At 73.8% G+C, this 23,919-nt stretch carries 21 protein-coding genes; 11 read left to right on the forward strand and 10 right to left on the reverse strand.

Annotation, left to right across the window (positions count from 1 at the left end; genetic code table 11):
• Positions 1–414 (forward strand): VOC family protein, encoded by a 414-nt coding sequence (locus tag KVT14_RS00775; RefSeq protein ID WP_217613891.1) that lies wholly within the window; start codon positions 1–3, stop codon positions 412–414.
• Positions 415–484: 70 nt separating this feature from the next.
• Here the strand turns inward: KVT14_RS00775 and KVT14_RS00780 are convergent, their stop codons facing one another.
• From KVT14_RS00780 to KVT14_RS00790, 3 genes are all read right to left on the reverse strand, one after another.
• On the reverse strand, positions 485–1,837 hold the full coding sequence (locus tag KVT14_RS00780; RefSeq protein ID WP_217613892.1) for a class II 3-deoxy-7-phosphoheptulonate synthase: 1,353 nt from the start codon (positions 1,835–1,837) through the stop codon (positions 485–487).
• Positions 1,837–3,057, reverse strand: coding sequence for a pyrophosphate--fructose-6-phosphate 1-phosphotransferase (locus KVT14_RS00785; protein WP_166940381.1), 1,221 nt, complete (start codon positions 3,055–3,057; stop codon positions 1,837–1,839). Before KVT14_RS00785 ends, KVT14_RS00780 begins: the two co-directional genes overlap by 1 nt.
• A gap of 135 nt (positions 3,058–3,192) precedes the next feature.
• Complete coding sequence (locus tag KVT14_RS00790) at positions 3,193–3,984, reverse strand: 1-acyl-sn-glycerol-3-phosphate acyltransferase (protein WP_240934046.1); 792 nt, start codon at positions 3,982–3,984, stop codon at positions 3,193–3,195.
• Between the two features lie 83 nt (positions 3,985–4,067).
• Between KVT14_RS00790 and KVT14_RS00795 the strand changes: the two genes are divergently transcribed.
• A complete protein-coding gene (locus tag KVT14_RS00795) occupies positions 4,068–4,715 on the forward strand; it encodes a hypothetical protein (RefSeq protein ID WP_217613893.1) in 648 nt (215 codons plus the stop codon).
• A gap of 81 nt (positions 4,716–4,796) precedes the next feature.
• Here KVT14_RS00795 and KVT14_RS00800 read toward each other — a convergent pair whose 3' ends face one another.
• Entirely contained in the window at positions 4,797–5,741 is a 945-nt protein-coding gene (locus KVT14_RS00800; RefSeq protein WP_217613894.1) for an ROK family glucokinase, read from the reverse strand.
• 275 nt (positions 5,742–6,016) lie between these two features.
• On the opposite strand from KVT14_RS00800, the gene KVT14_RS00805 reads away from it, so the two are divergent.
• Complete coding sequence (locus KVT14_RS00805; RefSeq protein WP_217613895.1) at positions 6,017–7,825, forward strand: long-chain fatty acid--CoA ligase; 1,809 nt, start codon at positions 6,017–6,019, stop codon at positions 7,823–7,825.
• A 180-nt stretch (positions 7,826–8,005) separates the two neighbouring features.
• Here KVT14_RS00805 and KVT14_RS23085 read toward each other — a convergent pair whose 3' ends face one another.
• On the reverse strand, positions 8,006–9,319 hold the full coding sequence (locus KVT14_RS23085; protein ID WP_217613896.1) for an NYN domain-containing protein: 1,314 nt from the start codon (positions 9,317–9,319) through the stop codon (positions 8,006–8,008).
• 76 nt (positions 9,320–9,395) lie between these two features.
• On the opposite strand from KVT14_RS23085, the gene KVT14_RS00815 reads away from it, so the two are divergent.
• Both KVT14_RS00815 and KVT14_RS00820 read left to right on the forward strand, forming a co-directional pair.
• On the forward strand, positions 9,396–11,417 hold the full coding sequence (locus KVT14_RS00815) for a DEDD exonuclease domain-containing protein (protein ID WP_217613897.1): 2,022 nt from the start codon (positions 9,396–9,398) through the stop codon (positions 11,415–11,417).
• A 7-nt stretch (positions 11,418–11,424) separates the two neighbouring features.
• Positions 11,425–11,706: an Lrp/AsnC family transcriptional regulator gene (locus KVT14_RS00820; RefSeq protein ID WP_217613898.1), complete on the forward strand. Its 282-nt coding sequence runs from the start codon at positions 11,425–11,427 to the stop codon at positions 11,704–11,706.
• 256 nt (positions 11,707–11,962) lie between these two features.
• Here KVT14_RS00820 and trpD read toward each other — a convergent pair whose 3' ends face one another.
• A complete protein-coding gene (gene trpD, locus KVT14_RS00825) occupies positions 11,963–13,015 on the reverse strand; it encodes an anthranilate phosphoribosyltransferase (protein WP_217613899.1) in 1,053 nt (350 codons plus the stop codon).
• A complete protein-coding gene (locus KVT14_RS00830) occupies positions 13,012–13,434 on the reverse strand; it encodes a two-component system response regulator (protein ID WP_217613900.1) in 423 nt (140 codons plus the stop codon). The genes trpD and KVT14_RS00830 overlap by 4 nt, the downstream gene beginning before the upstream one ends.
• A gap of 187 nt (positions 13,435–13,621) precedes the next feature.
• Between KVT14_RS00830 and KVT14_RS00835 the strand changes: the two genes are divergently transcribed.
• From KVT14_RS00835 to KVT14_RS00855, 5 genes are all read left to right on the forward strand, one after another.
• The gene (locus KVT14_RS00835; protein ID WP_210417475.1) at positions 13,622–14,269 is read left to right on the forward strand and encodes a heme-copper oxidase subunit III; all 648 of its coding nucleotides are present in this window, start codon (positions 13,622–13,624) and stop codon (positions 14,267–14,269) included.
• Positions 14,270–14,333: 64 nt separating this feature from the next.
• Entirely contained in the window at positions 14,334–15,137 is an 804-nt protein-coding gene (locus tag KVT14_RS00840) for a c-type cytochrome (protein ID WP_147796450.1), read from the forward strand.
• Positions 15,134–16,159 carry a ubiquinol-cytochrome c reductase iron-sulfur subunit gene (locus KVT14_RS00845; protein WP_217613901.1) on the forward strand — a complete coding sequence of 342 codons (1,026 nt, stop codon included), beginning with the start codon at positions 15,134–15,136 and terminating at the stop codon, positions 16,157–16,159. Before KVT14_RS00840 ends, KVT14_RS00845 begins: the two co-directional genes overlap by 4 nt.
• A complete protein-coding gene (locus KVT14_RS00850) occupies positions 16,156–17,898 on the forward strand; it encodes a cytochrome bc complex cytochrome b subunit (RefSeq protein ID WP_217613902.1) in 1,743 nt (580 codons plus the stop codon). The genes KVT14_RS00845 and KVT14_RS00850 overlap by 4 nt, the downstream gene beginning before the upstream one ends.
• A 299-nt stretch (positions 17,899–18,197) precedes the next feature.
• Entirely contained in the window at positions 18,198–18,827 is a 630-nt protein-coding gene (locus tag KVT14_RS00855) for a superoxide dismutase (RefSeq protein ID WP_147796447.1), read from the forward strand.
• A 443-nt stretch (positions 18,828–19,270) separates the two neighbouring features.
• Here KVT14_RS00855 and KVT14_RS00860 read toward each other — a convergent pair whose 3' ends face one another.
• The 3 genes from KVT14_RS00860 to coxB form a co-directional block, all read right to left on the reverse strand.
• Positions 19,271–19,669 (reverse strand): cytochrome c oxidase subunit 4, encoded by a 399-nt coding sequence (locus KVT14_RS00860; RefSeq protein ID WP_217613991.1) that lies wholly within the window; start codon positions 19,667–19,669, stop codon positions 19,271–19,273.
• Between the two features lie 65 nt (positions 19,670–19,734).
• Entirely contained in the window at positions 19,735–21,552 is a 1,818-nt protein-coding gene (gene ctaD / locus KVT14_RS00865) for a cytochrome c oxidase subunit I (RefSeq protein WP_147796446.1), read from the reverse strand.
• Positions 21,552–22,433: a cytochrome c oxidase subunit II gene (coxB, locus tag KVT14_RS00870; RefSeq protein ID WP_217613903.1), complete on the reverse strand. Its 882-nt coding sequence runs from the start codon at positions 22,431–22,433 to the stop codon at positions 21,552–21,554. The genes ctaD and coxB overlap by 1 nt, the downstream gene beginning before the upstream one ends.
• 255 nt (positions 22,434–22,688) lie before the next feature.
• On the opposite strand from coxB, the gene KVT14_RS00875 reads away from it, so the two are divergent.
• Entirely contained in the window at positions 22,689–23,846 is a 1,158-nt protein-coding gene (locus KVT14_RS00875) for an aminotransferase class V-fold PLP-dependent enzyme (protein ID WP_217613904.1), read from the forward strand.
• Positions 23,847–23,919 lie beyond the last annotated feature (73 nt).

Raw genomic sequence — 23,919 nt, forward strand, 5'->3', positions numbered from 1 at the left:
ATGGACATCACGCTGCAGCAGTGCTTCATCGCCGTGCACGACCACGACCTGGCCCTGGCGTTCTACCGGGACGTGCTGGGCCTGGAGGTGCGCAACGACGTGCGGTTCGAGGGGATGCGGTGGCTGAGCGTCGGCCCGCCGAACCAGCCGGACGTCACGATCGTGCTCGAGCCGCCGCTCGCGGACCCGGGCGCGTCGGACGCCGACAAGCAGGCCATGGCCGAGCTGCTCGCCAAGGGTCTGCTGCGCGGCGTCATCTTCCAGACCGACGACGTCGACGCGACCTTCGAGCACATCCGCGCCGCCGGTGGCGAGGTGCTCCAGGAGCCCATCGACCAGCCGTACGGCGTGCGGGACTGCGCGTTCCGCGACCCGTCGGGCAACATGCTGCGGTTCAACCAGCGCGCGGCCTGACGCCCGCCCCGCACGACGACGGCCGCCGTCCCTGGCGGAAGGGGTCGGCGGCCGTCGTCGCGCGCGGGGGTCAGGAGCGCCGGAGCAGCTCCACGACCTGGAACGCGAGCTCCAGCGACTGCTGGTGGTTGAGCCGCGGGTCGACCAGCGTCTCGTACCGGCGCGCCAGCCCGGCGTCGTCGATCTCCTCGGCGCCGCCGAGCACCTCGGTGACGTCGTCCCCGGTGAGCTCGATGTGCAGGCCGCCCGGCACGGTGCCGAGCGCGCGGTGCACCTCGAAGAACCCGGCGACCTCGTCCATGACGTCGGAGAACCGGCGGGTCTTGTAGCCCGAGGCGGACGTGATGCCGTTGCCGTGCATCGGGTCGCACACCCAGGTGACCGGGCGGCCGTCGGCCGTGACCTTCTCCACCAGCGAGGGCAGCAGGTCGCGGATCTTGCCGGCGCCCATGCGGGTGATGAACGTGATCCGGCCGGCCTCGGCGCTCGGGTTGAGCTTGTCGATCAGGCGCAGCGCGTCGTCCGCGGTGGACGTCGGGCCGAGCTTGATGCCGAGCGGGTTGTGCACGCGGCTGAAGTAGTCGACGTGCGCCCCGTCGAGCTGCCGGGTGCGCTCCCCGATCCAGAGGAAGTGCGCCGAGCAGTCGTACGGCAGGCCGGTCCGCGAGTCGATGCGGGTGAGGGGCCGCTCGTAGTCGAGCAGCAGCCCCTCGTGGCTCGCGTAGAAGTCGACGGTGCGCAGGGCGTCGAAGTCGGCGCCGCACGCCGCCATGAACCGGATGGCCCTGTCGATCTCGGCGGCGATCTCCTCGTAACGGGCGTACGCCGGGTTGGCGGTGAACCCGCGGTTCCACTCGTGCACCCGCAGCAGGGACGCGAAGCCCCCGGTGGTGAACGCGCGGATCAGGTTCAGCGTCGACGCGGACGTGTGGTACGCGTCGAGCAGCCGCTCGGGGTCCGGCGTGCGGGCCTCGGGGGTGAACTCGAAGCCGTTGATGATGTCGCCCCGGAACGCGGGCAGCGTGACGCCGTCGCGGGTCTCGGAGTCCGACGACCGCGGCTTCGCGTACTGCCCGGCCATCCGGCCCATCTTGATGACGGGCAGGCTGGCGCCGTACGTGAGCACGACGGCCATCTGCAGGACCGTCATGATCTTGCCGCGGATGTTGTCCGCGGTGGCCTCGGCGAAGGTCTCGGCGCAGTCGCCGCCCTGCAGCAGGAACGCCTCGCCGCGCCCGGCGGCCGCGAGCTGGCCGCGCAGCGCGTCGGCCTCCCCCGCGAACACCAGGGGCGGCAGCCCGGCGAGCCGGTCGGTCACGCGCTGGAGCGCGTCCCGGTCCGGCCACGCCGGCTGCTGCGTCACGGGCAGGTCCCGCCAGGCCTCGAGCCCCTGCAGGACCCGCGGGTCCGCCTCGACGCTCATCAGTGCGCCGTCGCGGGCACCAGGGGCTGCCCGATGCCCTCCAGGATCGCGCCGAACCACGGCTGCGAGACGTCGAACGCCTTGCCGCCGGCGATCCGCGGGAACGCGATGGCCTTGAGGCGGTCGCCGTCCTCCTCGTCGTGGCCGATCACGCCGGACTCGCCTCGCAGCGCGCACTCGACGGCGAGGTCGGTCATCGACTTGATGAGGCGCAGGTCCTCGGCGTTCGCGGCCGCGGCGCGCGAGTAGTAGCCGGACTTCTGGACCATGACCTTCTCGGCGCCGAGCTTCTCCGCGAACTGCTTCGCGAACCACTGGCCCGGGTTGATCGTGTCGAGCTTGACGTGGCCGAACGGGTCGCGCGGCACCTCGGCGCCGGACGCCTCGAGCTGCTCGACGATCTCGTGCATGCCCGCGCCCTCGGACAGGAAGATGTTGACGTTGCCCTGGGTGTCCATGATCGCCTTGAGGCGCGCGGCCTCGGCGTCGATGTCGAGGGCGAGCTCGGGCAGGAAGACGGCGTGGACGTCCCAGCGCTCGCGCGTCAGGCCGAGGGCCGGGGCCCACTCCTGGCGGTCGAGCCACTTGCGGTACTCGGCGGCCGCGGCGGCGGTCAGCCACCCGCAGTGCCTGCCCATGACCTCGTGCACGATGAGCATGCGCGGGCCGGAGCGGTGCTCGCCGATGACGTTCGCGGCGAAGCCGGCGGCCTCCTCGGCGGCGGTCCAGGCGCCGAGCGACTGCTTGATCGGCACCACGTCGTTGTCGATCGTCTTCGGCAGGCCGACGACGGTCAGGCCGTAGTCGTTGTCCGCCAGGTACGCGGCGAGGTCCGCCGCGGTGGTGTTGGTGTCGTCGCCGCCGATGGTGTGCAGCACGTCGACGCCGTCGGCCTTGAGCTGCTCGGCCGCGACCTGCAGCGGGTCCTGGCCCTCCTGGACCAGCCCGCGCTTGACGCAGTCGGCCGCGTTGGTGAGCTTGACCCGCGAGTTGCCGATCGGCGAGCCGCCGAACCGGTGCAGCAGGTGCGCCTGCGCGCGGCCCTCGGCGTCGATCACGATCTTGTCGCCGCGCAGGAGCCCGTGGTACCCGTGCTGGTAGGCGATGATCTCGACCTCGGGGGCGATCTCGGTGTAGCGCTCGATGAGGCCACCGACGGCCGAGGACAGGCACGGAGCGAAGCCACCCGCGGTCAGGAGCGCGACGCGACGAACCGACATGAGACACACCTCTCGATAGAACAGCACAGCTGGGTCATCCCAGCCCCGGGGCCACTGAAGGGCACCCCGCGGGACCGGACCCGGGACCGAGGTCCTCGGGTCGCGCCGCGCGGTGCGCGACGGACGCGGCTCATCCTACTGAGCCGCGGACTCCTCCTCCGGCGGGACCGGAGGCTGGACATCGGGCACGGCCCGGCCGCCGGGCGCGGTCGGCTCGGGGGCCGCCGGGCCGGTCGCCGCGGGGTGCCCGGTGGCGATGCGCGCCTTCTGGGTCGCGGCGTAGATGTCCACGTACTCCTGGCCGGACAGCGCCATGAGCGCGTACATGATCTCGTCGGTCACCGAGCGCAGGATGAACCGGTCGTTCTCCATGCCCTTGTACCGGCTGAAGTCGAGCGGCTCGCCGATGACGATGCCGATGCGCCGCGGCCGCGGCAGGCGCTGGCCGAGCGGCTGCGCCTTGTCCGTGTCGACCATCGCGACGGGGATGACCGGGGCGCCCGACTCCAGGGCCATGCGCGCCACGCCGGTCTTGCCGCGGTAGAGGCGGCCGTCGGGGCTGCGGGTGCCCTCGGGGTAGATGCCGAACAGCTTGCCCTCGGCGAGCCGGTTGAGGCCGGTGCGCAGGGCCGCCTCGGAGGCCTTGCCGCCGGAGCGGTCGACCGGGATGGTGCCGACGCCGCGCATGAAGCCCGCGGTGAGCCGGCCCTTGAGCCCGCGGCCCGTGAAGTACTCGTTCTTGCCGATGAACACGATCTCGCGGTCCAGCACCAGCGGCAGGAAGAACGAGTCGACGACCGCCAGGTGGTTGCTGGCCAGGATCGCCGCGCCGCTGCTCGGCACGTGCTCCGCGCCCCGCACCCACGGGCGGAACAGCAGGTGCAGCAGCGGGCCCACCAGGACCCGCTTCATGAACCAGTAGAACAACCTGCCACCTCTCGCCCTCGTCGTGCGGGCCGTCGGGCACCCGTCGGGTGCCCGGCGCTCCTAGCCGACTCTAGAGTGCTGCCATGGCTCCGCGTCCCGACCGCCCCGACCCGTCGCCCGACGGCGCCGAGCCCGACGCCCCGCGCGCCGACCGGCCGCACGACCCGCCCGGCGCCCGCCCCACCAAGGAGCGGGGGCCCCCCACCGTCGGGGAGCCCCGCGGCGACTCGGACCCGACCGGGCCGGCGGAGCCGCCGGCGGCCGCCGCCGCAGGCCAGGACGACCCGCGGACGTCGTCCGGTCCCGCCGTAACCTACCCCGTCGCGCCGTGGGTGACCGACCGGCGCGTCGTGCGTCCCGCGCGCGAGGAGCCCGCGCCGCCCGCCGAGGCCGGTCCCCCGGACCCCGGCACGCCGCCGCTGTCCGGCCGCGACTGGGACGCAACGGACCAGATGGACGAGGCCGAGCGCCGGGTCGACGAGGCCGAGCACTTCCGGCCGCCGGACCCGGGCCCGGTGCTGGGCGGCGACCCGCTGCTCACGATGGCGTGGCTGGCGATCGCGCTCATGCCCGTGGTGTGGCTCGTCGTGCTGATCTTCTGGCGGGACGCGCCGCCCGTCGTCATGCAGGCGTCGGTGGTGACGTTCGTGCTGGGCCTGGTCGTCCTGCTCTGGCGGATGCCGCACCGGCGGGACACGGAGCACGACGACTCGGACGGCGCGGTCGTCTGACGCACCCGGACGCGCGACGGGCGCGCCGAGCGCGGGGTCTCCCCCGGCTCCGGCGCGCCCGTCGCGGACGTGCGGGTGGCCTCAGCGGCGCGCGAGGTCCGCCGCGCCCACGATGCCCGCGTCGTTGCCCATCGAGGCGAGCGCGAACGTCGCCTCCGGGCGGTGGCCGCGCGCCGACAGCTGGTCGAGGAACGCGCGGCGGGCCGGGGCCAGCAGCAGGTCGCCCGCGGCGCTGACGCCGCCGCCGATGACGACGATCGAGGGGTCCAGCAGAGCCGCGACGGACGCGGAGCCCTCGCCGATCCACCGGCCGAGCTCGGCCAGCAGCTCGACGGCCAGCGGGTCGCCCTCCTGGGCGGCCTGAGTGACGTGCGGGCCGGTCAGCGCGTCGGCGTCGCCGCCGGCGAGCTCCAGCAGCCGGGTGCCGCGGGCCGGCTCGGTGATGAGCGCGGACTGCGCGTCGCGCACCAGAGCGCTGCCGGAGGCGTACTGCTCCCAGCAGCCCTCGTGCCCGCAGCCGCAGTAGTGGCCCCCGGGGACGACGCGCATGTGGCCGACCTCGGCCGCGACGCCCCAGGCGCCGAGCACGAGCTCGCCGTTGACCACGATGGCGCCGCCGAGGCCGGTGCCGATCGTGAGCAGCAGCATGTCCTGCTCGTCCCGCGCCGCACCGAACCGGAACTCGGCCCAGCCGGCCGCGTTCGCGTCGTTCGCCACGACGATCTTGACCTCGTCGCCGAGCTCCTTGGCGACGATGTCGCGCAGCGGGTGCTCGCGCCACGGCAGGTTCGGGGTGAACAGCACGGTGGCCTGGTCGGTGCCGATGAAGCCGGGGGCGGCGAGGCCGATCGCGCCGATCTCGTACTGCTCGGCGAGCTCCTGGCAGGCCTCGATGACGCCGCGGTCGACGCTCCCGGAGTCGCGGGGGTCGGTGTCGCGACGCGTCTTCGCGATGATCCGGCCGTCCTCGTCGACCACACCGGCGGCGATCTTCGTCCCGCCGATGTCCACACCGATGGCGTGCATGCTTCCCTGCTTCCGCGTGAGATCTCTGCGTGGCGCACCCGCGAGGACCGCCGGACCGGGACGCTGCACCGGTGCCGCGGCGGCGACACTGCGCGCGTGCGCCCCCACGCTAGCGTGCTGGGCGGCCTTCTCTGCACACGCTCCCAGCGCGCGGGCGGTTCTCGCACCGGCGCACGCGCCGGCCACCCGCTCGGGGGACGTGTCGGGCGCCGCGACCGGGACGAAAGTCCCCTATGCTCCTGACACCCTTCCGACGCCTGACAACGGAGCCAGCCATGGAGGAGTTCAGCACACCCCTGCTCATCGAGGCGGGGCCGCGGGAGAACCTGCTCGACCTGCTCGCCACGCGCGTGGCCGAGACCGGCGACGGCCCGCTGATGGAGTACAAGACGCCCGGGACGACGTCCTGGCGCACGGTGAGCGCCGCGCAGTTCGACCGCCGGGTGCGCGACGTGGCGCGCGGGTTCGTCGCGCGCGGCGTCCGCCCGGGCGACCGGGTCGGCATCATGTCCCGCACCCGGTACGAGTGGACCGTGCTCGACTGGGCGCTGTGGAGCGCCGGCGCCGTCCCCGTCCCGGTCTACGAGACCTCGTCCGCCGAGCAGGTGCACTGGATCCTCACCGACGCCGCTGTGACGCTGCTGGTCGTCGAGACCGCGGAGCACGCCGCCACGGTCGCCGAGGTCCGCCCGGAGGCGCCGCTGCTGCAGGACGTGCTCGTGATCGACGGCGGCGCGGTGGACGCCCTGGCCGCCGAGGGCGCCGCGGTGCCCGACTCGGAGGTGGACCGGCTGCGCCGGCACGCCGGCCGGGACGACCTCGCGACGATCATCTACACCTCCGGGACGACCGGCCGCCCCAAGGGCGTCGAGCTGACCCACGGCAACTTCGCGGTGCTCGCCCGCAACGCCGTCGAGGGCCTGCACGAGGTGGTCGCGACCCCCGGCGCGCGGACGCTGCTGTTCATGCCGCTGGCGCACGTGTTCGCCCGGTTCGTCGAGGTGCTCTGCATGCCCGCCGGCGCCGTTCTCGGGCACACGCCGGACACCAAGCAGCTGCTGCAGGACCTGGGCGAGTTCCGGCCGACGTTCATCCTCTCGGTGCCCCGGGTGTTCGAGAAGGTCTACAACTCGGCGGAGCAGAAGGCCGCGGCCGGCGGGAAGCTGAAGATCTTCCAGTGGGCCGCGCGCACCGCGATCGCGTACTCGAAGGCGCTGGACGCCGGCGGGCCGTCCCTCGGGCTGCGGGCGCAGCGGGCCGTCGCCGACCGGCTGGTGTTCCACAAGCTGCGCGCCGCGATGGGCGGGCAGATCGAGTGGGCGATCTCCGGCGGCGCCCCGCTGGGCGAGCGGCTCGGGCACTTCTTCCGCGGCATCGGCGTCCGGGTGCTCGAGGGCTACGGCCTGACCGAGACCACCGCGCCCGCCACGGTGAACATGCCGGGCAAGACCCGCATCGGTACCGTCGGCCCGCCGCTGCCCGGCACCGCCGTCCGGATCGCCGCCGACGGCGAGGTCGAGGTCCGCGGGCACCAGGTGTTCGGGCGGTACCACGGCAACCCGGTCGCGACCGCCGAGGCGTTCGACGACGGCTGGTTCCGCACCGGCGACCTCGGGTCGCTCGACGAGGACGGGTACCTGCGGATCACCGGGCGCAAGAAGGAGATCATCGTGACCGCGGGCGGCAAGAACGTCGCCCCCGCGGTGCTCGAGGACCGGCTGCGCGCGCACCCGCTGATCAGCCAGGTGGTCGTCGTCGGCGACGGGCGGCCGTTCATCGGGGCCCTGGTGACGCTCGACGCCGAGGGGCTGCCGGGCTGGTGCGCGGCGCACGGCCTGCCGGAGCTGTCCGTGGCGGACGCCGCCGCGCACCCGGACGTGCTCGCGTCGATCGACGAGGGCGTCGAGCGGGCCAACCGCGCGGTGTCCCGGGCGGAGTCCATCCGGCGGTACCGCATCCTCGACCGGGACCTCACGATCGCGGGCGGGTACCTGACGCCGAAGCTGAGCGTCCGGCGGACGCACGTCCTCAAGGACTTCGCGACGGACGTCGAGGCGATCTACGCGGGCGACCAGGCGGGCTGAGCGGGCGGCCGGCCGGTGGGCCGGTGAGGTCGGTGAGGTCGTCACACGTGGGCGAGGTCGGCGCAGACGAGTGACGACCTCGCCGACGTGTGACGACCTCGGCGCATCGGGCGCGCGCCGAAGCGGCTGCACGGCCGGCAGCAGCGCGGGCACTTCCGCGTGCGCCGGGGCCAGGCGCCGTCAGACCCGGCCGAGGCGGGCCAGCAGGGTCGCGGACGGGAGCACGCGGGCGCCCGCGGCCTCCAGGTCGGCGCCCAGCGCCCGGTCGCTCGTCACGGCCACCACCACCCGACCCGGCGGCTCGGCGCGGACGAGGCGGCGCAGCAGGTCGTCGGCGATCTCCCCCTGGGAGAACAGCACGCGCACGCCGCGCGGGGCGGCTGGCGCCCGCCCGGAGGCCTCGGACTCCCGGCCGTCGAAGCAGCACGTCACCTCGGCGCCCGTACGGCCCGCGAGCGTCGCCAGGCGCTCGGTCAGCCGGCGACGCTGCTCGGTCAGCGGCTGGTCCGGCCAGGCCAGCTTGGACACGTTGTAGCCGTCGACCAGCAGGTGCGCGCGCGGCATCGCGAGCAGGTCGTCGAGCAGCGCGGGGTCGTCGGCGAACCGACCGCGGGACGTCGGGCGCGGGCCCGCTCCCCCGGGCGCCGGCACGGGCGGCGCGACCAGGTCGGCGGGCATGCGGCCGGCCGGCGGCAGCGCGAGCTCCTCGCGCAGCGCCGACCCGGCCTCGACGAGCGTGTCGAGCAGCAGCCGGACCCGGACCTGGGCGAGCTCCCGCAGCGCCGCGGCGTCCTCCCGGGCGACGCGCGCCAGGTCCTCGGCGCGGCGCCGGTCGTCGTCGGCCGACGCGCGCACCTTGGCGGTCTCGGCGTGCACGCGCTCGGCGGCGGCCGCGACCTCGGCGGCGTGCTCCGCGGCGCGGCGGGCCTCGGAGCGCGACCGGTCGGCGTCGGAGCGCAGCCGGCGCAGCTCGCGACGCAGCGAGACCAGCTCCGCCTCGGCGGAGTCCGCGCGCTCGGTCTCGGCGGTCAGCCGGGCGGCCAGCCGGCGGACCTCGGCCTCGGCGCGGTGGGCGCGGTGCGCGTGATCGGCGTCGGGCTGCGCCGGCTCGTCGTCGCCGGCGGGCGGCGTGCCGAGCGCCGAGAGCCGCGCCTCCCAGCCGTCGGGGCGCAGCAGCGCGGCGCCCACCGCGAGGTCGAGCCGGGCCTCGGGCACGCCGGGCGCGGGCGGGTCGGCGAGCAGGTCGGCCGCCAGGTCCGGGTGCGCGTGCGACCAGGCCCGCGCGACGCGGGCGCGGAACGCGTCGTCGCGCTCGACGGCGAGCCACAGCGGTCCGGCCCCGGCGGTCACCCGGCGTCGCGGGGCGAACCGGCGCACGGCGGCGAGCGACGCCGGGACCGCGCCCGGGTCGAGCGCCCCCAGCACCTCCGCGGCCAGCGGCAGCACCGCGGCGCGCACGGCCGCGGGCACGGCGTCGGGAGCGGGCTCGGGCATGCGCGTCACCCTACGGGTCCGCAGGTGGGGCCGGGACCGCCGGGGCGTGTCGGAGGGCGCGGCTAGCGTGCGGCGCATGGTCCACCGGTCTCCCGTCCCGCCCCGCCCCGACCTCGCGGCGCCGCAGACCGGCCGGCCCGTGCAGGTGACCCTGGACGACATCGGCACCCCGCTGCACGACGTCACGTTCGTCGTGGTCGACCTGGAGACCACCGGCGCCGCGCCCGGCGCGTCCGCCATCACCGAGGTCGGCGCGGTCAAGGTCCGGGGCGGCGAGGTGCTGGGCGAGTTCCAGACGCTCGTCGACCCGGGCGGCCCGGTGCCCGCGCAGATCCAGGTGCTCACCGGGATCACGACGGCCATGGTGATCGGCGCCCCGCGGATCGCCGAGGTGCTGCCCTCGTTCCTCGAGTTCGCCCGCGGCTCGGTCCTCGTCGCGCACAACGCGCCGTTCGACGTCGGCTTCCTCAAGGCCGCCGCCGCGGAGACCGGGCACGCGTGGCCGGGGTTCCCCGTCGTCGACACCGTCCGGCTGGCGCGCCGCGTGGTCACCCGGGACGAGGCCCCGAACCACAAGCTCAGCACCCTGGCCGGCCTGTTCCACGCGACGACGACCCCCGAGCACCGCGCGCTCGCCGACGCCCGCGCCACCGTCGACGTGCTGCACGCCCTGCTCGGCCGGCTCGCGCCGCTCGGCATCACGCACCTGGAGGACCTGGCCACCGCCGCGGACGCCGTGCCGGCCGACGTGCGGCGCAAGCGCACGCTCGCCGACGGCCTGCCCGACCTGCCCGGGGTGTACCTGTTCCGGGGGCCGAAGGACGAGGTGCTGTACGTCGGCACCTCGACGTCGCTCCGCAAGCGCGTCCGGTCGTACTTCACGGCCGCCGAGAAGCGGTCCCGGATGCGGGAGATGGTGCGCATCGCGCAGGCGGTCACGCCCGTCGTGTGCGCGACGCCGCTGGAGGCGCAGGTGCGTGAGCTCCGGCTCATCGCCGAGCACAACCCCCGGTACAACCGCCGGTCCCGCTCCCCCGAGCGGATGCCGTGGGTCCGGCTCACCGCCGAGGCGTTCCCGCGGCTGTCCGTCGTGCGCGAGGTCCGCGACGACGCCACGCACATCGGACCGTTCGCGTCGCGCGCGGCCGCGCAGTCCGCGGTCGAGGCGCTGCACGACGCGTTCGCGATCCGGCGGTGCACCGCGCGGCTGCCGCTCGTCCCGGCGCCCGGGGCCAGCGCGTGCCACCTCGCCGAGATCGGCCGCTGCCCCGCGCCGTGCGTGCGCCCGGAGGCCGCCGCGGAGTACGCGGAGACCGTCGCGGCCGTCCGGGACGCGATGCTGGCCGACCCGGCGGCGGTCGTCGGCGCCCACACCGCCCGGATCGACGCCCTCGTGGGCCGGGAGCGGTTCGAGGAGGCCGTCACGGTCCGCGACCGGCTCGCGGCGTTCCTGCGCGGCTCGGCGCGGTCCCAGCGCCTGGCGCCGCTCGCGGCGTGCGCGGAGCTGGTCGCGGCGCGGCGCACGGACTCGGGCGGCTGGGAGGTCGTGCTCGTCCGGCACGGGCGGCTCGCCGGGACGGCGCTGGTGCCGCGGGGCAGCGACCCGATGCCCGCCGTCGAGTCGCTGCGGGTGACCGGCGAGCACGTCGCGCCGCCCGTCGCGCCGGCACCCGCCGGGCACCCCGAGGAGGCCGACCTCGTGCTGGCGTGGCTCGGCCGGCCGGGCGTGCGGATCGTGAGCGTGAGCGAGCCGTGGGCCTACCCGGTGCGCTCGGCGCAGGCGCGGACCGACCCCGCCGACGCCGTCGCGGCCGGGCGGGAGGCGGCCGCCGCGCTGGGCGAGGCGGTGGACGCCGTGGCCGGGGACGGCACGGCGGCGCCGGGGTGGGCGGAGCGCGACGCCCGGTTCACGGCCGAGGCCGCCGAGGCGGGCGCGGGGTTCGGCCTGGGTGGTGCCTCCGGGCTCGGCGCGCGCCTCCCGGACCTCCGCGACCTCCCCGGGCTGGCCCGCGCGGCCGACCTGCACGCACCGCGCCGGACCGGCGCGGCGACGCACGGGCCCGAGGACCCCGCCGAGGGAGCCGCCGGCGCGGCATGATGGCGTCATGCTGACCGCCATCGTGCACATCGACACCGACGCCGACCGCATCCCCGAGGCCGCCGCCGCCATCGCCAACATCCCGGGCGTGAGCGAGGTCTACTCCGTCACGGGCGGCGTCGACCTCATCGCCATGGTGCGCGTCCGCGAGCACGAGGAGCTGGCGGACATCATCGCGGACAAGGTCAGCAAGGTGGACGGCGTCGTCCGCACGCAGACGTTCATCGCGTTCCGCACCTACTCGCAGCACGACCTCGAGCAGGCCTTCGCCCTCGGCATCGAGGACTGATCGCCCGGCGCCGCCCGGACGCCGAGCGGGTAGCGGACGCGCCGAGCGAGTAGCCGACGGATGCTCGCTCGGCGCGTCGGCTGCTCGGTCAGCGAGGGCAGCGTGGCGAGCCCCGACGCGCGAGTGTGCACTCGACGTGTCCGATAGGCACTCGCGGGCAGGCCGTCGCGGCGCGGGCAGGCCGTCGCGGCGCTGGCGGGCCGCCGCAGGCAGGCCGCCGTGCGCGGGCCGCCGCAGGCCGCCCGCGCCCTGCGCGTCAGGCCGAGGCCGCGCGCCAGCGCTCCAGGACCTCCGCCGCCGCGCCCGAGTCCACGGCCGTCGCCGCGTGCGACAGCCCCGCGCGCAGCCGCGCCACGAGGTCGCCCCCGGACGCCCCGGTCCCGGGCAGGCTGCCGTCGGCGACCAGCGCCGCCGCCGCGTTGAGCAGCACGGTCTCCCGCGACGCCACCGCCTCGCCCGCGAGCACGGCCCGCGCCACGCCCGCGTTGAACGCCGCGTCCGCGCCGCGCAGGTCCGCGACCGTCACGGGCGCGAGCCCGAGGTCGGCCACGGGGTCGAGCACGTGCTCCGTCACCACGCCGCCCTCCACGTGCCAGACGTGCGACGTCCCGGTCGGCGCGAGCTCGTCGAGCCCGTCGTCGCCGCGGAACACCAGCGCCTCGGTGCCGCGCCGCGCGAGCACGCCCGCGACGAGGCCCGCCATCCGCGCGTCGGCCACGCCGATCGCGGCGGCGGCCGGCTGCGCCGGGTTGGTGAGCGGGCCGAGGAAGTTGAACACCGTCTTGATGCCGAGGTCCCGCCGCGCGACCGCGACGTGCCGCATCGCGGGGTGGAAGGTCAGGGCGAAGCAGAACGTGATGCCGACCTCGGACGCGAGCTGCGCGACGCGCTCGGGGGTCTGGTCGAGCCGGATGCCCAGGGCCTCGAGCACGTCGGCGGACCCGGAGGACGACGACGCGGCACGGTTGCCGTGCTTGACCACGCGCACGCCCGTGCCCGCGACGACGACGGACGCCATGGTGGAGACGTTCACGGTGTGCGCCCGGTCGCCGCCGGTGCCGACGATGTCGACCGCCCGCCCCGGCACCTCGAACCGCAGGGCGTGCGCGAGCATCGTGTCGGCCAGGGCCGTCAGCTCCGCGACCGTCTCCCCCTTGGCGCGCAGCGCGGTGAGGAAGCCGGCCACGCGGGCCGGCGAGGCGGAGCCGGACATGATCTCGTCCATGGCCCAGGCGGTCTGAGCCTCGTCGAGGTCCCGGCCCTCGACGAGCGTGGTGAGCAGGTCGGACCAGGTGACCTGCTCGGTCATGCCGCGGGGGTCCGGGCGAGCAGGCCCACGACGGCGTCGTGCAGCTCGACCGGGTCGAGGGGCTGGGAGACGACGCCGTCCGCGTCGGACCAGGCGGCGAGCCACGCGTCCTGCGGCCGGCCGGTCAGCACCAGCACCGGCGGGCAGCGGAACACCTCGTCCTTGACCTGGCGCGCGAGCGCCATGCCGCCGACCTTCGCGGCCTCGCCGTCGAGCACGAGCAGGTCGTAGGTCCCGGTCTCCGCCTGCTGGAGCGCGGCCTCCGGCGTCGCGACCTCGCTCCACCGGATGTCCGGCGCGCCGCGGCCGAGCCGGCGGCCGACGCCCAGGCGCACCTGCGCGCGCGTGTCGACGTCGTCGCTGTAGAGCAGGATGCGCGGGCCCTCGGCGGGCGCGGCGGGGGTGGCGTCAGCGGCCATGGTGGTCCTTCGCTCGTGCGGGGGGACGTGTCGCGCGCGTCCCTGCCCTGCATCTTGGCACGACGGCCGACACGCCGGTCGCGACGCTCCGACCTGCCCACGAACGCGCGGAACGAGGTGACGATGTGACAGAAACCTCGGCGACGTACGGGGACTAAGGACCCACGCACAGCCGTCATAAGCCATACTGACAGGCGTGACGACCGCAACGGCTGCCCCCGCCTCCGCTCCCCACGTGAGCGTCAACCGACCGAACCCCGTGTCGGTCGGGACGATCGTGTGGCTGGCCTCGGAGCTCATGTTCTTCGCGGGCCTGTTCGCCATGTACTTCACCCTCCGCGCGACGGTGCCGGAGGAGTGGGCGCTCCAGACGGAGAAGCTCAACGTCACGTTCGCGGCGATCAACACGACGGTGCTGCTGCTGTCGTCGGTGACCTGCCAGATGGGCGTCTGGGCCGCCGAGCGGTTCCAGCCGGTCCGCTCCGGCTCGCTGCTCAACGTGCGCGGCTGGGGCATGAACGAGTGGATGACGCTCACCTACATCATGGGCGCCTTCTTCATCGGCGGGCAGGTCTTCGAGTACGCCGAGCTCGTGCACGAGGGCCTCACCATCTCCTCCAGCCCGTACGGCTCGGTGTTCTACCTGACCACCGGCTTCCACGGTCTGCACGTGGTCGGCGGCCTCATCGCCTTCCTGTTCCTGCTGGGCCGCTCCTTCACCTCGAAGCGGTTCGGCCACCACGAGGCGACCACCGCCATCGTGACCTCGTACTACTGGCACTTCGTCGACGTGGTGTGGATCGCGCTGTTCGCGACCATCTACCTCATCAAGTGACCAGCCCGCACCACCCGCAGTCCCCCCGTAGAGCCCCCCGCACGCCCGAGACGAGGATCCATCCGTGAAGGCACTCGCCGCCCGCAGGCACCACCGGTCAGCGCCGGTCGTGCTGCTCCTGCTGGCGCTGCTGCTGACCGGAGCGGTGTACGCGATCGCCCAGCCCGCCAGCGCCGACGCGGCGCAGGCTGCGGCCAGCGAGAGCGACGTCGCCGCCGGTCAGAAGCTGTTCCAGGCCAACTGCGCCACCTGCCACGGCGTCTCCGCCGAGGGCCGGGAGGCCGTCGACGGCGGCGCCGGCGGCCCGTCCCTCATCGGCGTGGGTGCCGCCGCGGTCGACTTCCAGGTCGGCACCGGTCGCATGCCCGCGCAGATGAACGGCGCGCAGATCCAGGCCAAGCCCGTCCAGTTCGACGACGAGCAGATCGCGCAGCTCGCGGCGTACGTCGCGTCCCTGGGCGCCGGCCCGGCGATCCCGTCGGAGGAGCAGGTCGACCCGAGCAAGGGCGACGCCGCCAACGGCATGGCCCTGTTCCGAACGAACTGCGCCATGTGCCACAACGCGGTCGGCGCCGGTGGCGCGCTGTCGCAGGGCAAGTGGGCGCCCGCGCTCACCGAGACGTCCCCCACGCACATCTACGAGGCGATGCTGACCGGCCCGCAGTCGATGCCGGTGTTCAACGACGCCAACATCACCCCGGACGAGAAGCGCGACATCATCGCCTACCTCGACGAGCAGCGCGACGGGTCGCCCGGCGGCCTGACCCTCGGTTCGCTTGGCCCGGTCGGCGAGGGCCTGTGGGCCTGGGTCATCGGCATCGGCCTGCTGATCGGCGCCTCGGTCTGGATCGGAGCCAAGTCCTCGTGAGCACGCACCACGACCCGTCCACGGACGTCACGACCCGCGGCGACGGCCCGCTCCCCGAGCGGTTCGACGACCCGGGCCTGCACGAGCACCGCGCGCGTGTGGGCGACACCGACCCGAAGGCGCAGAAGCGCGCCGAGCGGCAGGTCGTCGTCCTCTTCACGATCTCGATCCTCGGCACCATCGGCGCGATCGTCGCGTACGCGCTGGTGCCCCCGGGCGAGACCGTCGGCACCATGCGGCTGTCGAACCTCCTGCTCGGCCTGGGCCTGTTCCTCGGCCTGGCCGGCATCGGCCTCGCCGCCGTGCACTGGGCCAAGGCGCTCATGAACGACCACGAGCGCGCCGAGGACCGCCACCCCACCGCGTCGTCGGAGTCCGTCCGCGTCAAGGCCGTCGAGGCCCTGCGCGAGGGCGCCAAGGACTCGTCCATCGGCCGCCGCGGCGTGCTGAAGGGCGCGATGGTCACCTCCCTGGCGCTGTTCCCGCTGGCGATCGCCGTGCCGCTGGTCGGCAACCTCGGCGGCGGCTGGGACGTCTCGCAGTCCAAGCGGACGATGTGGCGCCGCGGCACCCGCCTGACGATCGACCCGTCCGGCCGCCCGATCAAGGCGTCCGACGTCACCATCGGCTCGGCCTTCCACGTGATCCCCGAGGGCCTCGAGGACGCCGAGCACCCGCTGAACGAGAAGGCCAAGGCCGTCGTGCTGATGGTCCGCATGGACCCGCGCGACATCAAGTCCGAGCAGGGCGAGGGCTGGAGCTACGACGGCATCCTGGCCTTCTCCAAGATCTGCACCCACGTCGGGTGCCCCGTCGCCCTCTACGAGCAGCAGACGCACCACATCCTGTGCCCGTGCCACCAGTCGACCTTCGACGCCGCCGACGGCGCCAAGGTGGTCTTCGGCCCCGCGCACCGCCCGCTGCCCCAGCTGCCGATCACCGTGGACGACGAGGGCTACCTCGTCGCGCAGAGCGGTTTCGACTCCCCCATCGGCCCGTCCTTCTGGGAGCGCCTCACGTGAGCACCGTCGACTCTCCCCCGGCACCGCCGACGCGCACCACGCGCGCCGCCGCGGCGACCGCGGACTACCTGGACCAGCGCACCGGCGTCGGCAACGCCGTCAAGGAGTTCGCGCGCAAGATCTTCCCCGACCACTGGTCGTTCCTCCTGGGTGAGATCGCGCTCTACTCCTTCGTGGTGCTGCTCATCTCGGGCACCTTCCTCACGATGTTCTTCGTGCCCTCCATGACCGAGGTGCACTACCACGGCCCCTGGGCCGCGATGGACGGCGTGCAGATGTCCGAGGCGTTCGCCTCGACGCTGCGCCTGTCGTTCGAGGTCCGCGGCGGCCTGCTCATGCGGCAGATCCACCACTGGGCCGCGCTGATCTTCATGGCGTCGATCGTGACGCACATGATGCGCGTGTTCTTCACCGGCGCCTTCCGCAAGCCGCGCGAGCTCAACTGGCTCGTCGGCTTCACGCTGATGATCCTCGGCCTGCTGGCCGGCTTCTCCGGCTACTCGCTCCCCGACGACGTGCTGTCCGGCAACGGCCTGCGCATCGCGGACGGCGTGGCCCGCGCGATCCCGATCCTCGGCTCGTACATCTCGTTCGCGCTGTTCGGCGGCGAGTTCCCGGGCACGGAGCTGATCCCCCGCCTGTTCACGGTGCACATCCTGCTGATCCCGGCGCTGATCCTCGCGCTGATCGGTCTGCACCTGCTCATGGTCGTGCTGCACAAGCACACCCAGTACCCGGGCTCGGGCCGCACCGACAAGAACGTCGTCGGCTACCCGCTGTTCCCCGTGTACGTGGCCAAGGCCGGCGGCTTCTTCTTCGTGGTGTTCGCGGTCATCGCCCTCATGGCGGCGACCCTGACGATCAACCCGGTGTGGAACTACGGCCCGTTCGACCCGGGCGTCGTGTCCGCGGGCGCGCAGCCCGACTGGTACATGCTGTTCCTGGAGGGCGGCCTGCGCCTCATGCCGGGCTGGGAGTTCGTCATCGGCCAGTACACGGTCTCGATGAACATCCTCGTCCCCGGCGTGGTCATCCCCGGCCTGCTGTTCACGGTCCTGGCGCTGTGGCCGTTCCTCGAGGCGTTCGCCACCGGCGACAAGCGCGAGCACCACGTGCTCGACCGCCCGCGCAACGCCCCGTTCCGCACCGCGTTCGGCGTCGCCTTCCTGACGGCCTTCATGATCCTGGTGCTCGCCGGGTCGAACGACCTCATCGCGACGCACTTCCACCTGTCGATCAACGACATCACGTGGACGTTCCGGGTGCTGTTCTTCGTGGCCCCGCCGCTGGCGTTCTGGATCACGAAGCGCATCTGCCTGGCGCTGCAGCGCAAGGACCGCGAGCTGGTCCTGCACGGCCACGAGACCGGCCGCATCGTCCGGTTCGCGTCCGGCGAGTACATCGAGGTGCACAAGCCCCTCGACGCCCACGAGCGCTGGCTCCGCGTGCAGCACGAGCCCCGTCGCCCGCTCGAGATCGAGCCGGCCGAGGACTCGCGCGGCGTGCGACGCAAGGGCTACCGGGTCGACGCCGCACGGCGCCGGCTGTCGAAGCTCTTCTACGAGGACCGGGTCGAGCCCGTCACCCCGGCGGAGCTCGCCGCGGCCCAGTCGCACGGCGGCCACGACGCCCTGCCGCTCGCGCACGACGAGCAGCGCGAGGAGCTGACCGCCGGCGCGTCCGGCAGCCGGCACCTCGCCCCCGAGCCCGAGGACACCGAGGGCACGCAGCGCCACTGAAACAGGCGCTGACCTGGGGAATCATCCCGCGCGCCCGGTCGTTGCACCGGGTGGGCGAGGCGATCGACAGGACGACCCCGCCCGGGTCGCACCGGCTCACCGCCGGAGCGACCCGGGCGTCGTCGTCCCCGGGGTCGCCGGACCCGACGTACACCGAGCCGGACCTCCGGCTCGGGAGGCCGGGGACCACCCGGTCGTGGTACGACAGAGGAGGTGCGCGCGCCCGACGGCGGGGCGCACCGACTGCGACGACTCCGCCGCGGCGAACCGACGCCGCGGCCCGAGCAGGAGAGGCACTGATGGCTGACTACACCCTTCCGGACCTGCCCTACGACTACGCGGCGCTCGAGCCGCACATCTCCGGCCGCATCATGGAGCTGCACCACGACAAGCACCACGCGACGTACGTGGCCGGCGCCAACACGACGCTGGAGAAGCTGGCGGGGGCCCGGGAGTCGGGCGACTTCGCCGCCGTGGCCGGCCTGGAGAAGACCCTGGCCTTCAACCTCGGCGGCCACGTGAACCACTCGGTGTTCTGGGAGAACCTCTCCCCCGACGGCGGCGACAAGCCGGTCGGCGAGCTGGCCGCGGCGATCGACGAGTTCTTCGGCTCGTTCGACAAGTTCCAGGCGCACTTCACCGCGAACGCGACGACCATCATGGGCTCGGGCTGGTCGATCCTGGCCTGGGACTCCATCGGCCAGAAGCTCGTCATCGTGCAGCTGTACGACCAGCAGGGCAACATCCCGCTGGGCATCGTGCCGATCGTCGTGCTCGACATGTGGGAGCACGCGTTCTACCTCGACTACGTCAACGTCAAGGCGGACTACGTCAAGGCGTGGTGGAACATCGTGAACTGGGCGGACGCCGGCGAGCGGTTCGCCCGCGCGCGCACGCAGACGTCGGGCCTGATCGTCCCGTCGCTCTGAGCGCCCTCTGACGGCTGCGCGAGGCCGGTCCGCCCTTCCGGGGCGGGCCGGCCTCTCTCGTGCCCGCAGCGGGCAGCCGGCAGGCACGAGCGGGGTCGCCGTCGGCGCCCTTCTCGCCCGCGCGCCGCCCCACCCAGACGTCGAGTGCCTATCCGACACGTCGAGTGGCTATCCCGTGGGTAGGCACTCGACGTGTCGGATAGGCACTCGCGGGGATGGGGGGCGCGCCGGGGGGCCGGGAACGGGGCTCCCGGGGCCGCGAGGGGGGTGCGCGCAAGCCGGAGTCTGCGGGCGACGAGCGCGAGCCGGGGGCGGCGCGGGGGCAACGCGCGAGCCAGGGGCAGCGCCGGGGCAGCGCGGGACCCGCGCGATCCGGCCGGCAACGGCGACGGGCCGGGCACCCCGTGGGGTGCCCGGCCCGTCGTGCCGTGCGGTGCGATGCGTCAGTGCGCGTGCTGGCCGCGGGAGAACTCGAAGATCCACCCGACGAGGCCGATGATGCCCAGCGCGCCGCCGATGTACAGCAGCCACCAGCCGATCGCCATGCCGAGGAAGACGAGCGCGCCGGCGAACGCGATCGTGATGGGCCACCAGCTCCACGGGCTGAACACGCCCTGGTCGCCGGCGCCCTCCGCGATGAGCGCCTCCGGGTCGTCCTCCGGGCGGGCGTCGATCCGGCGGGAGAGCAGCAGCAGGTAGCCGCCGATCATGCCCACCAGGCCGCCGACCAGCGGGATGCCGACGGTGCCGACGGGCTCGCCGCCGCTCCACCAGGCGTAGATCAGGCCGATCGGGATGAAGAACAGGATCCCGCCCAGGAAGAGGTAGGGCTCCACCTTCATGGCGTGCCGCGGCCGCTCGCCGCCGGACACGGACGGCTTCGCGCCGCCGAACTCGTCGAGCCTGCTCACTTGTCCCGGCCCTCCTCGTCGTCGGTGCTGCGCGGACGGTCGTCCACGATGGTCGCGCTGGACTGCTCCTCCTGGCCGCCGCCGTGGTCGGCGCGGTCGCGGGCGACGCTCTGCTCGCCCGTGCGCTCGGCCTCCCAGTCGAAGAACCCGGGCTCGGGCTCGACGTGGTCCATGGCCGCCACCTCGGGGTGGTGCAGGTCGAACGCGGGGCGCTCGGACCGGATGCGCGGCAGCGACGTGAAGTTGTGCCGCGGCGGCGGGCAGGACGTGGCCCACTCGAGCGACTGGCCGTAGCCCCACGGGTCGTCCACGGTGACCTTCGGCGCCCGGCGCCAGGTGATGTAGACGTTCCACAGGAACGGCAGCGTCGAGATCGCGAGGATCATCGAGCCGATGGTCGAGAGCTGGTTCATCCAGGTGAACCCGTCCTCGGGCGAGTAGTCCGCGTACCGGCGCGGCATGCCGACCACGCCCAGCCAGTGCTGGATGAGGAACGTCATGTGGAAGCCGATGAACAGCAGCCAGAAGTGCACCTTGCCCAGGCGCTCGTTCAGCATGCGGCCGGTGAACTTCGGCCACCAGTAGTACATGCCGCCGAACATCATGAACACGACGGTGCCGAACACCACGTAGTGGAAGTGCGCGACGACGAAGTACGTGTCCGAGACCTGGAAGTCGAGCGCCGGGCTGGACAGGATGATGCCCGTCAGACCGCCGAACAGGAAGGTCGTCAGGAAGCCGATCGTCCAGAGCATCGGCGTCTCGAACGTGAGCTTGCCGCGCCACATCGTGCCGATCCAGTTGAAGAACTTCACGCCTGTCGGCACCGCGATGAGCATCGTCATCAGCGCGAAGAACGGCAGCAGGACCGCGCCGGTCACGTACATGTGGTGCGCCCACACGGTGACGGACAGGGCCGCGATCGCGATCGTCGCGTAGACGAGGCCCTTGTAGCCGAACACCGGCTTGCGGCTGAACACCGGGAGGATCTCGGTCGCGATGCCGAAGAACGGCAGGGCGATGATGTAGACCTCGGGGTGCCCGAAGAACCAGAACAGGTGCTGCCAGAGGATGGCGCCGCCGTTCTCGGGGTTGAAGACCTGCGCGCCGAGGCGGCGGTCGGCACCCAGCGCGAACAGCGCGGCGGCCAGCGGCGGGAACGCCATCAGCACCAGCAGGCTCGTGACGAGCGTGTTCCAGGTGAAGATCGGCATCCGGAACATGGTCATGCCCGGCGCGCGCATCGTGACGATCGTGGTGATGAAGTTGACCGCACCGAGGATCGTGCCGAAGCCGGTCAGCGCGAGGCCGAACACCCACAGGTCGCCGCCGGCGCCCGGCGAGTAGACCGAGTTCGACAGCGGCGCGTACGCGAACCAGCCGAACGACGCCGCGCCCTGCGGGGTCAGGAACCCGCCCGCCGCGATCAGGCCGCCGAACAGGTACAGCCAGTACGAGAACGCGTTGAGCCGCGGGAACGCGACGTCGGGGGCGCCGATCTGCAGCGGCATGATGATGTTCGCGAAGGCCGCGAACAGCGGCGTCGCGAACAGCAGCAGCATGATCGTGCCGTGCATCGTGAAGAGCTGGTTGTACTGCTCCTTGCTCTGCACGATCTGGATGCCGGGCTCGAACAGCTCGGCGCGGATCAGCAGCGCCATGATGCCGCCGATCGCGAACCACACGAACGCGGTGATCAGGTACATGTAGCCGATCGTCTTGTGGTCGGTCGACGTGACCCACTTGACGATCGTGCGGCCCAGGGTCTGGCGGCGGGGGGCGAGCCCCGGCACGGCCTCGACGGTGGCGGCCATCAGTTCTCCTCGGGAGTGTCGGAGGAGTCGGAGCGGACGTCCTGCAGGCGGCTGTAGTCGAGCCCGAGCTGGCCGTCCTGGCCGGCGTCCCGCAGCTCGTCGATGTGCGCGTCGTACTCCTCGCGCGACACGACCTTCACGTTGAACAGCATCGACGAGTGCTCCTCGCCGCAGAGCTCGGCGCACTTGCCGACGTACTCGCCCTCGACCTGCGGGACGACCTGGAACGTGTTGGTGCGTCCCGGGATCATGTCCTGCTTGTAGAGGAAGGCGGGCACCCAGAACGAGTGGATGACGTCGCGGGAGTCGAGCACGAACTCGACCCGCTCGCCGACCGGCAGGTACAGCGTCGGCTGGTCCGCGAGGACGCCGGTCGCGCCGACCTCCTGCGCGTGCTGGCCGGTGTCGTACACGTCGTCGTCGACGTAGTTGAAGTCCCAGCTCCACTGCTTGCCGATCACCTGGACGGTGACGTCCGGCTCGGCGGAGGTGTCCTGGATCTCGGTCATGTCGCGCGCCGTGTAGTAGAACAGCACGCCGACCATGATGATCGGCAGGATCACGTACATGATCTCGAGCGGCACGTGGTACCGCAGCTGCACGGGGAGCTGGTCGTCGTCCTTGCGCTTCCGGTACACCGTGACGCACCAGAGGATCAGGCCCCAGACCAGGATGCCGACCAGCAGGGCGGCCACCCAGGAGCCGACCCAGAGGTTCGTGATCCGTCCGGTCTGGTTCGTGATCTCGTTGTCGGAGTCGCCGGGCAGCCAGCCTCGCTGGGCCTCGGGCGAGCATCCGGCGAGCGCCAGGGCGACGGTCGTCGCGGCGCCCGCGACGGCCAGTCGGGTCCGCCAGGGGCGGCGGGGGGTCTGCGAGCGCACCGGGGGCCTTCCACGTCGGTCCCCGTCGCGCACGACACCGCACCGTGCGTCGCCCGACAGGGAAGTCACCTAGGACCTATGTCCTCGATCCCGTGCAGCGTAGCGCGCTGGTCGGCCTGTCGTTGCCTCAGAACCGCCCGCGGGCGCCACTTTGTGACGCAGTGTCATCTGGATCACGTCCCTGACCGGCCTGTGCGTCGCCTGCGCATCCGTCGCCCCGGCCGGGCGTGCCGCACCGGCCGGTAGCGTGCCCGGGTGACCGACTCCCCCGCCGCCGCCCGTCGCGTCGTCCTGGACGCCGGCGGCCGTGCGCCCGTGCTGCCCGCCGCGCGCGAGGCGTTCCTCGCCGCGCTCGACGAGGGCTGGTCGGACCCGCGCCGGCTGCACACCGAGGGGCGGCGCGCCCGCGCCCTCCTCGACGGGGCGCGGGAGGCGGTGGCTGCGCTCGTGGGCGCCCGCACCGAGGAGGTCGACCTCGCGCCGTCGCACACCGCCGCGCTGCACGGCGCGGTGCTGACGGTGGCGCGGGGACGGCGGCGGACCGGGACGTCGGTGGTCGCCTCGGCGGTCGAGCGCCGGGCCGTGCTGGACGCGGCCGAGGCGGCGGGGTCCCTCGTCGAGGCCCGGGTCGACCGGCACGGGCGCCTCGACCTCGCCGCGTTCGCCGACGCCGTCGCGCGCCCGGGCGTGGCGCTGGCGGCGGTGCAGCACGCGAACGGCGAGGTGGGCACGCTCCAGCCGGTCGCCGGGGCCCACGACGCCGCGCGCGCCGCCGGGGTACCGCTGCTCGTCGACGCCGGCTCCTCGTTCGGGCACGTCCCCGTGGGCCCGGAGTGGGACCTCCTGACCCTCGACCCCGGCGACGTCGGCGCCCTGCCCGGCGTGGCGGTGCTCGCGACCCGCGCCGGGGTGCGCCGCTCCCCCGTGCCGCCCGCCGGGTCCGGCGACGAGGACCGCTGGTTCCCGGGCGGCGTGTCCGTGCCCGCCGCGCTGGCGGCCGCCGTCGCGCTGCAGGCGGCCGCGGCCCGGGTCGCCGCCGGGCCCGACCCGCGGCACGCCCTGGTCGAGCGGCTCCGTGCCCGGGTGGCCGCGGAGGTGCCGGAGGTCGACGTCGCCGGGCCCGCCGAGGGCCGGCTGCCGCACGTCCTGACCTTCTCCTGCCTCTACGTCGACGGCGAGGCAGTGGTCACGGCGCTCGACCGGGCCGGGTTCGCGGTCGCCTCGGGATCGGCGTGCACGTCCGCCACGGAGGCGCCCAGCCATGTCCTCGCGGCGATGGGCGCGCTGACCCAGGGGAACGTGCGGCTGTCGCTGCCCGTCGGCACCACCGAGGCGGACGTGGACCGGTTCTGCGCGGCGCTGCCGGGCGTCGTGGCGGCGATCCGCCGCGACGCGGGGCTGACCGACCTCTGACCGCGTCGCCCCAGCGGCCCCGGGACGCACGAGGGCCCCGGACCGTGCGGTCCGGGGCCCTCGGGGCGTCAGG

Origin of the sequence: Cellulomonas sp. GbtcB1 (assembly GCF_019091725.1) — a bacterium.
Classification (GTDB): Bacteria; Actinomycetota; Actinomycetes; order Actinomycetales; family Cellulomonadaceae; genus Cellulomonas.

Excerpts from the sequence above, each read along its gene's own strand:
- trpD (WP_217613899.1), bottom strand. The coding sequence starts at position 13,015 with ATGACCGAGCAGGTCACCTGGTCCGACCTGCTCACCACGCTCGTCGAG.
- KVT14_RS00800 (WP_217613894.1), bottom strand. The coding sequence starts at position 5,741 with ATGCACGCCATCGGTGTGGACATCGGCGGGACGAAGATCGCCGCCGGT.
- ctaD (WP_147796446.1), bottom strand. The coding sequence starts at position 21,552 with ATGGCCGCCACCGTCGAGGCCGTGCCGGGGCTCGCCCCCCGCCGCCAG.
- KVT14_RS00785 (WP_166940381.1), bottom strand. The coding sequence starts at position 3,057 with ATGTCGGTTCGTCGCGTCGCGCTCCTGACCGCGGGTGGCTTCGCTCCG.
- KVT14_RS00830 (WP_217613900.1), bottom strand. The coding sequence starts at position 13,434 with ATGGCCGCTGACGCCACCCCCGCCGCGCCCGCCGAGGGCCCGCGCATC.
- KVT14_RS00815 (WP_217613897.1), top strand. The coding sequence starts at position 9,396 with ATGGTCCACCGGTCTCCCGTCCCGCCCCGCCCCGACCTCGCGGCGCCG.
- KVT14_RS00860 (WP_217613991.1), bottom strand. The coding sequence starts at position 19,669 with ATGAAGGTGGAGCCCTACCTCTTCCTGGGCGGGATCCTGTTCTTCATC.
- KVT14_RS23085 (WP_217613896.1), bottom strand. The coding sequence starts at position 9,319 with ATGCCCGAGCCCGCTCCCGACGCCGTGCCCGCGGCCGTGCGCGCCGCG.
- KVT14_RS00805 (WP_217613895.1), top strand. The coding sequence starts at position 6,017 with ATGGAGGAGTTCAGCACACCCCTGCTCATCGAGGCGGGGCCGCGGGAG.
- KVT14_RS00775 (WP_217613891.1), top strand. The coding sequence starts at position 1 with ATGGACATCACGCTGCAGCAGTGCTTCATCGCCGTGCACGACCACGAC.
- KVT14_RS00820 (WP_217613898.1), top strand. The coding sequence starts at position 11,425 with ATGCTGACCGCCATCGTGCACATCGACACCGACGCCGACCGCATCCCC.
- KVT14_RS00780 (WP_217613892.1), bottom strand. The coding sequence starts at position 1,837 with ATGAGCGTCGAGGCGGACCCGCGGGTCCTGCAGGGGCTCGAGGCCTGG.
- KVT14_RS00795 (WP_217613893.1), top strand. The coding sequence starts at position 4,068 with ATGGCTCCGCGTCCCGACCGCCCCGACCCGTCGCCCGACGGCGCCGAG.
- KVT14_RS00855 (WP_147796447.1), top strand. The coding sequence starts at position 18,198 with ATGGCTGACTACACCCTTCCGGACCTGCCCTACGACTACGCGGCGCTC.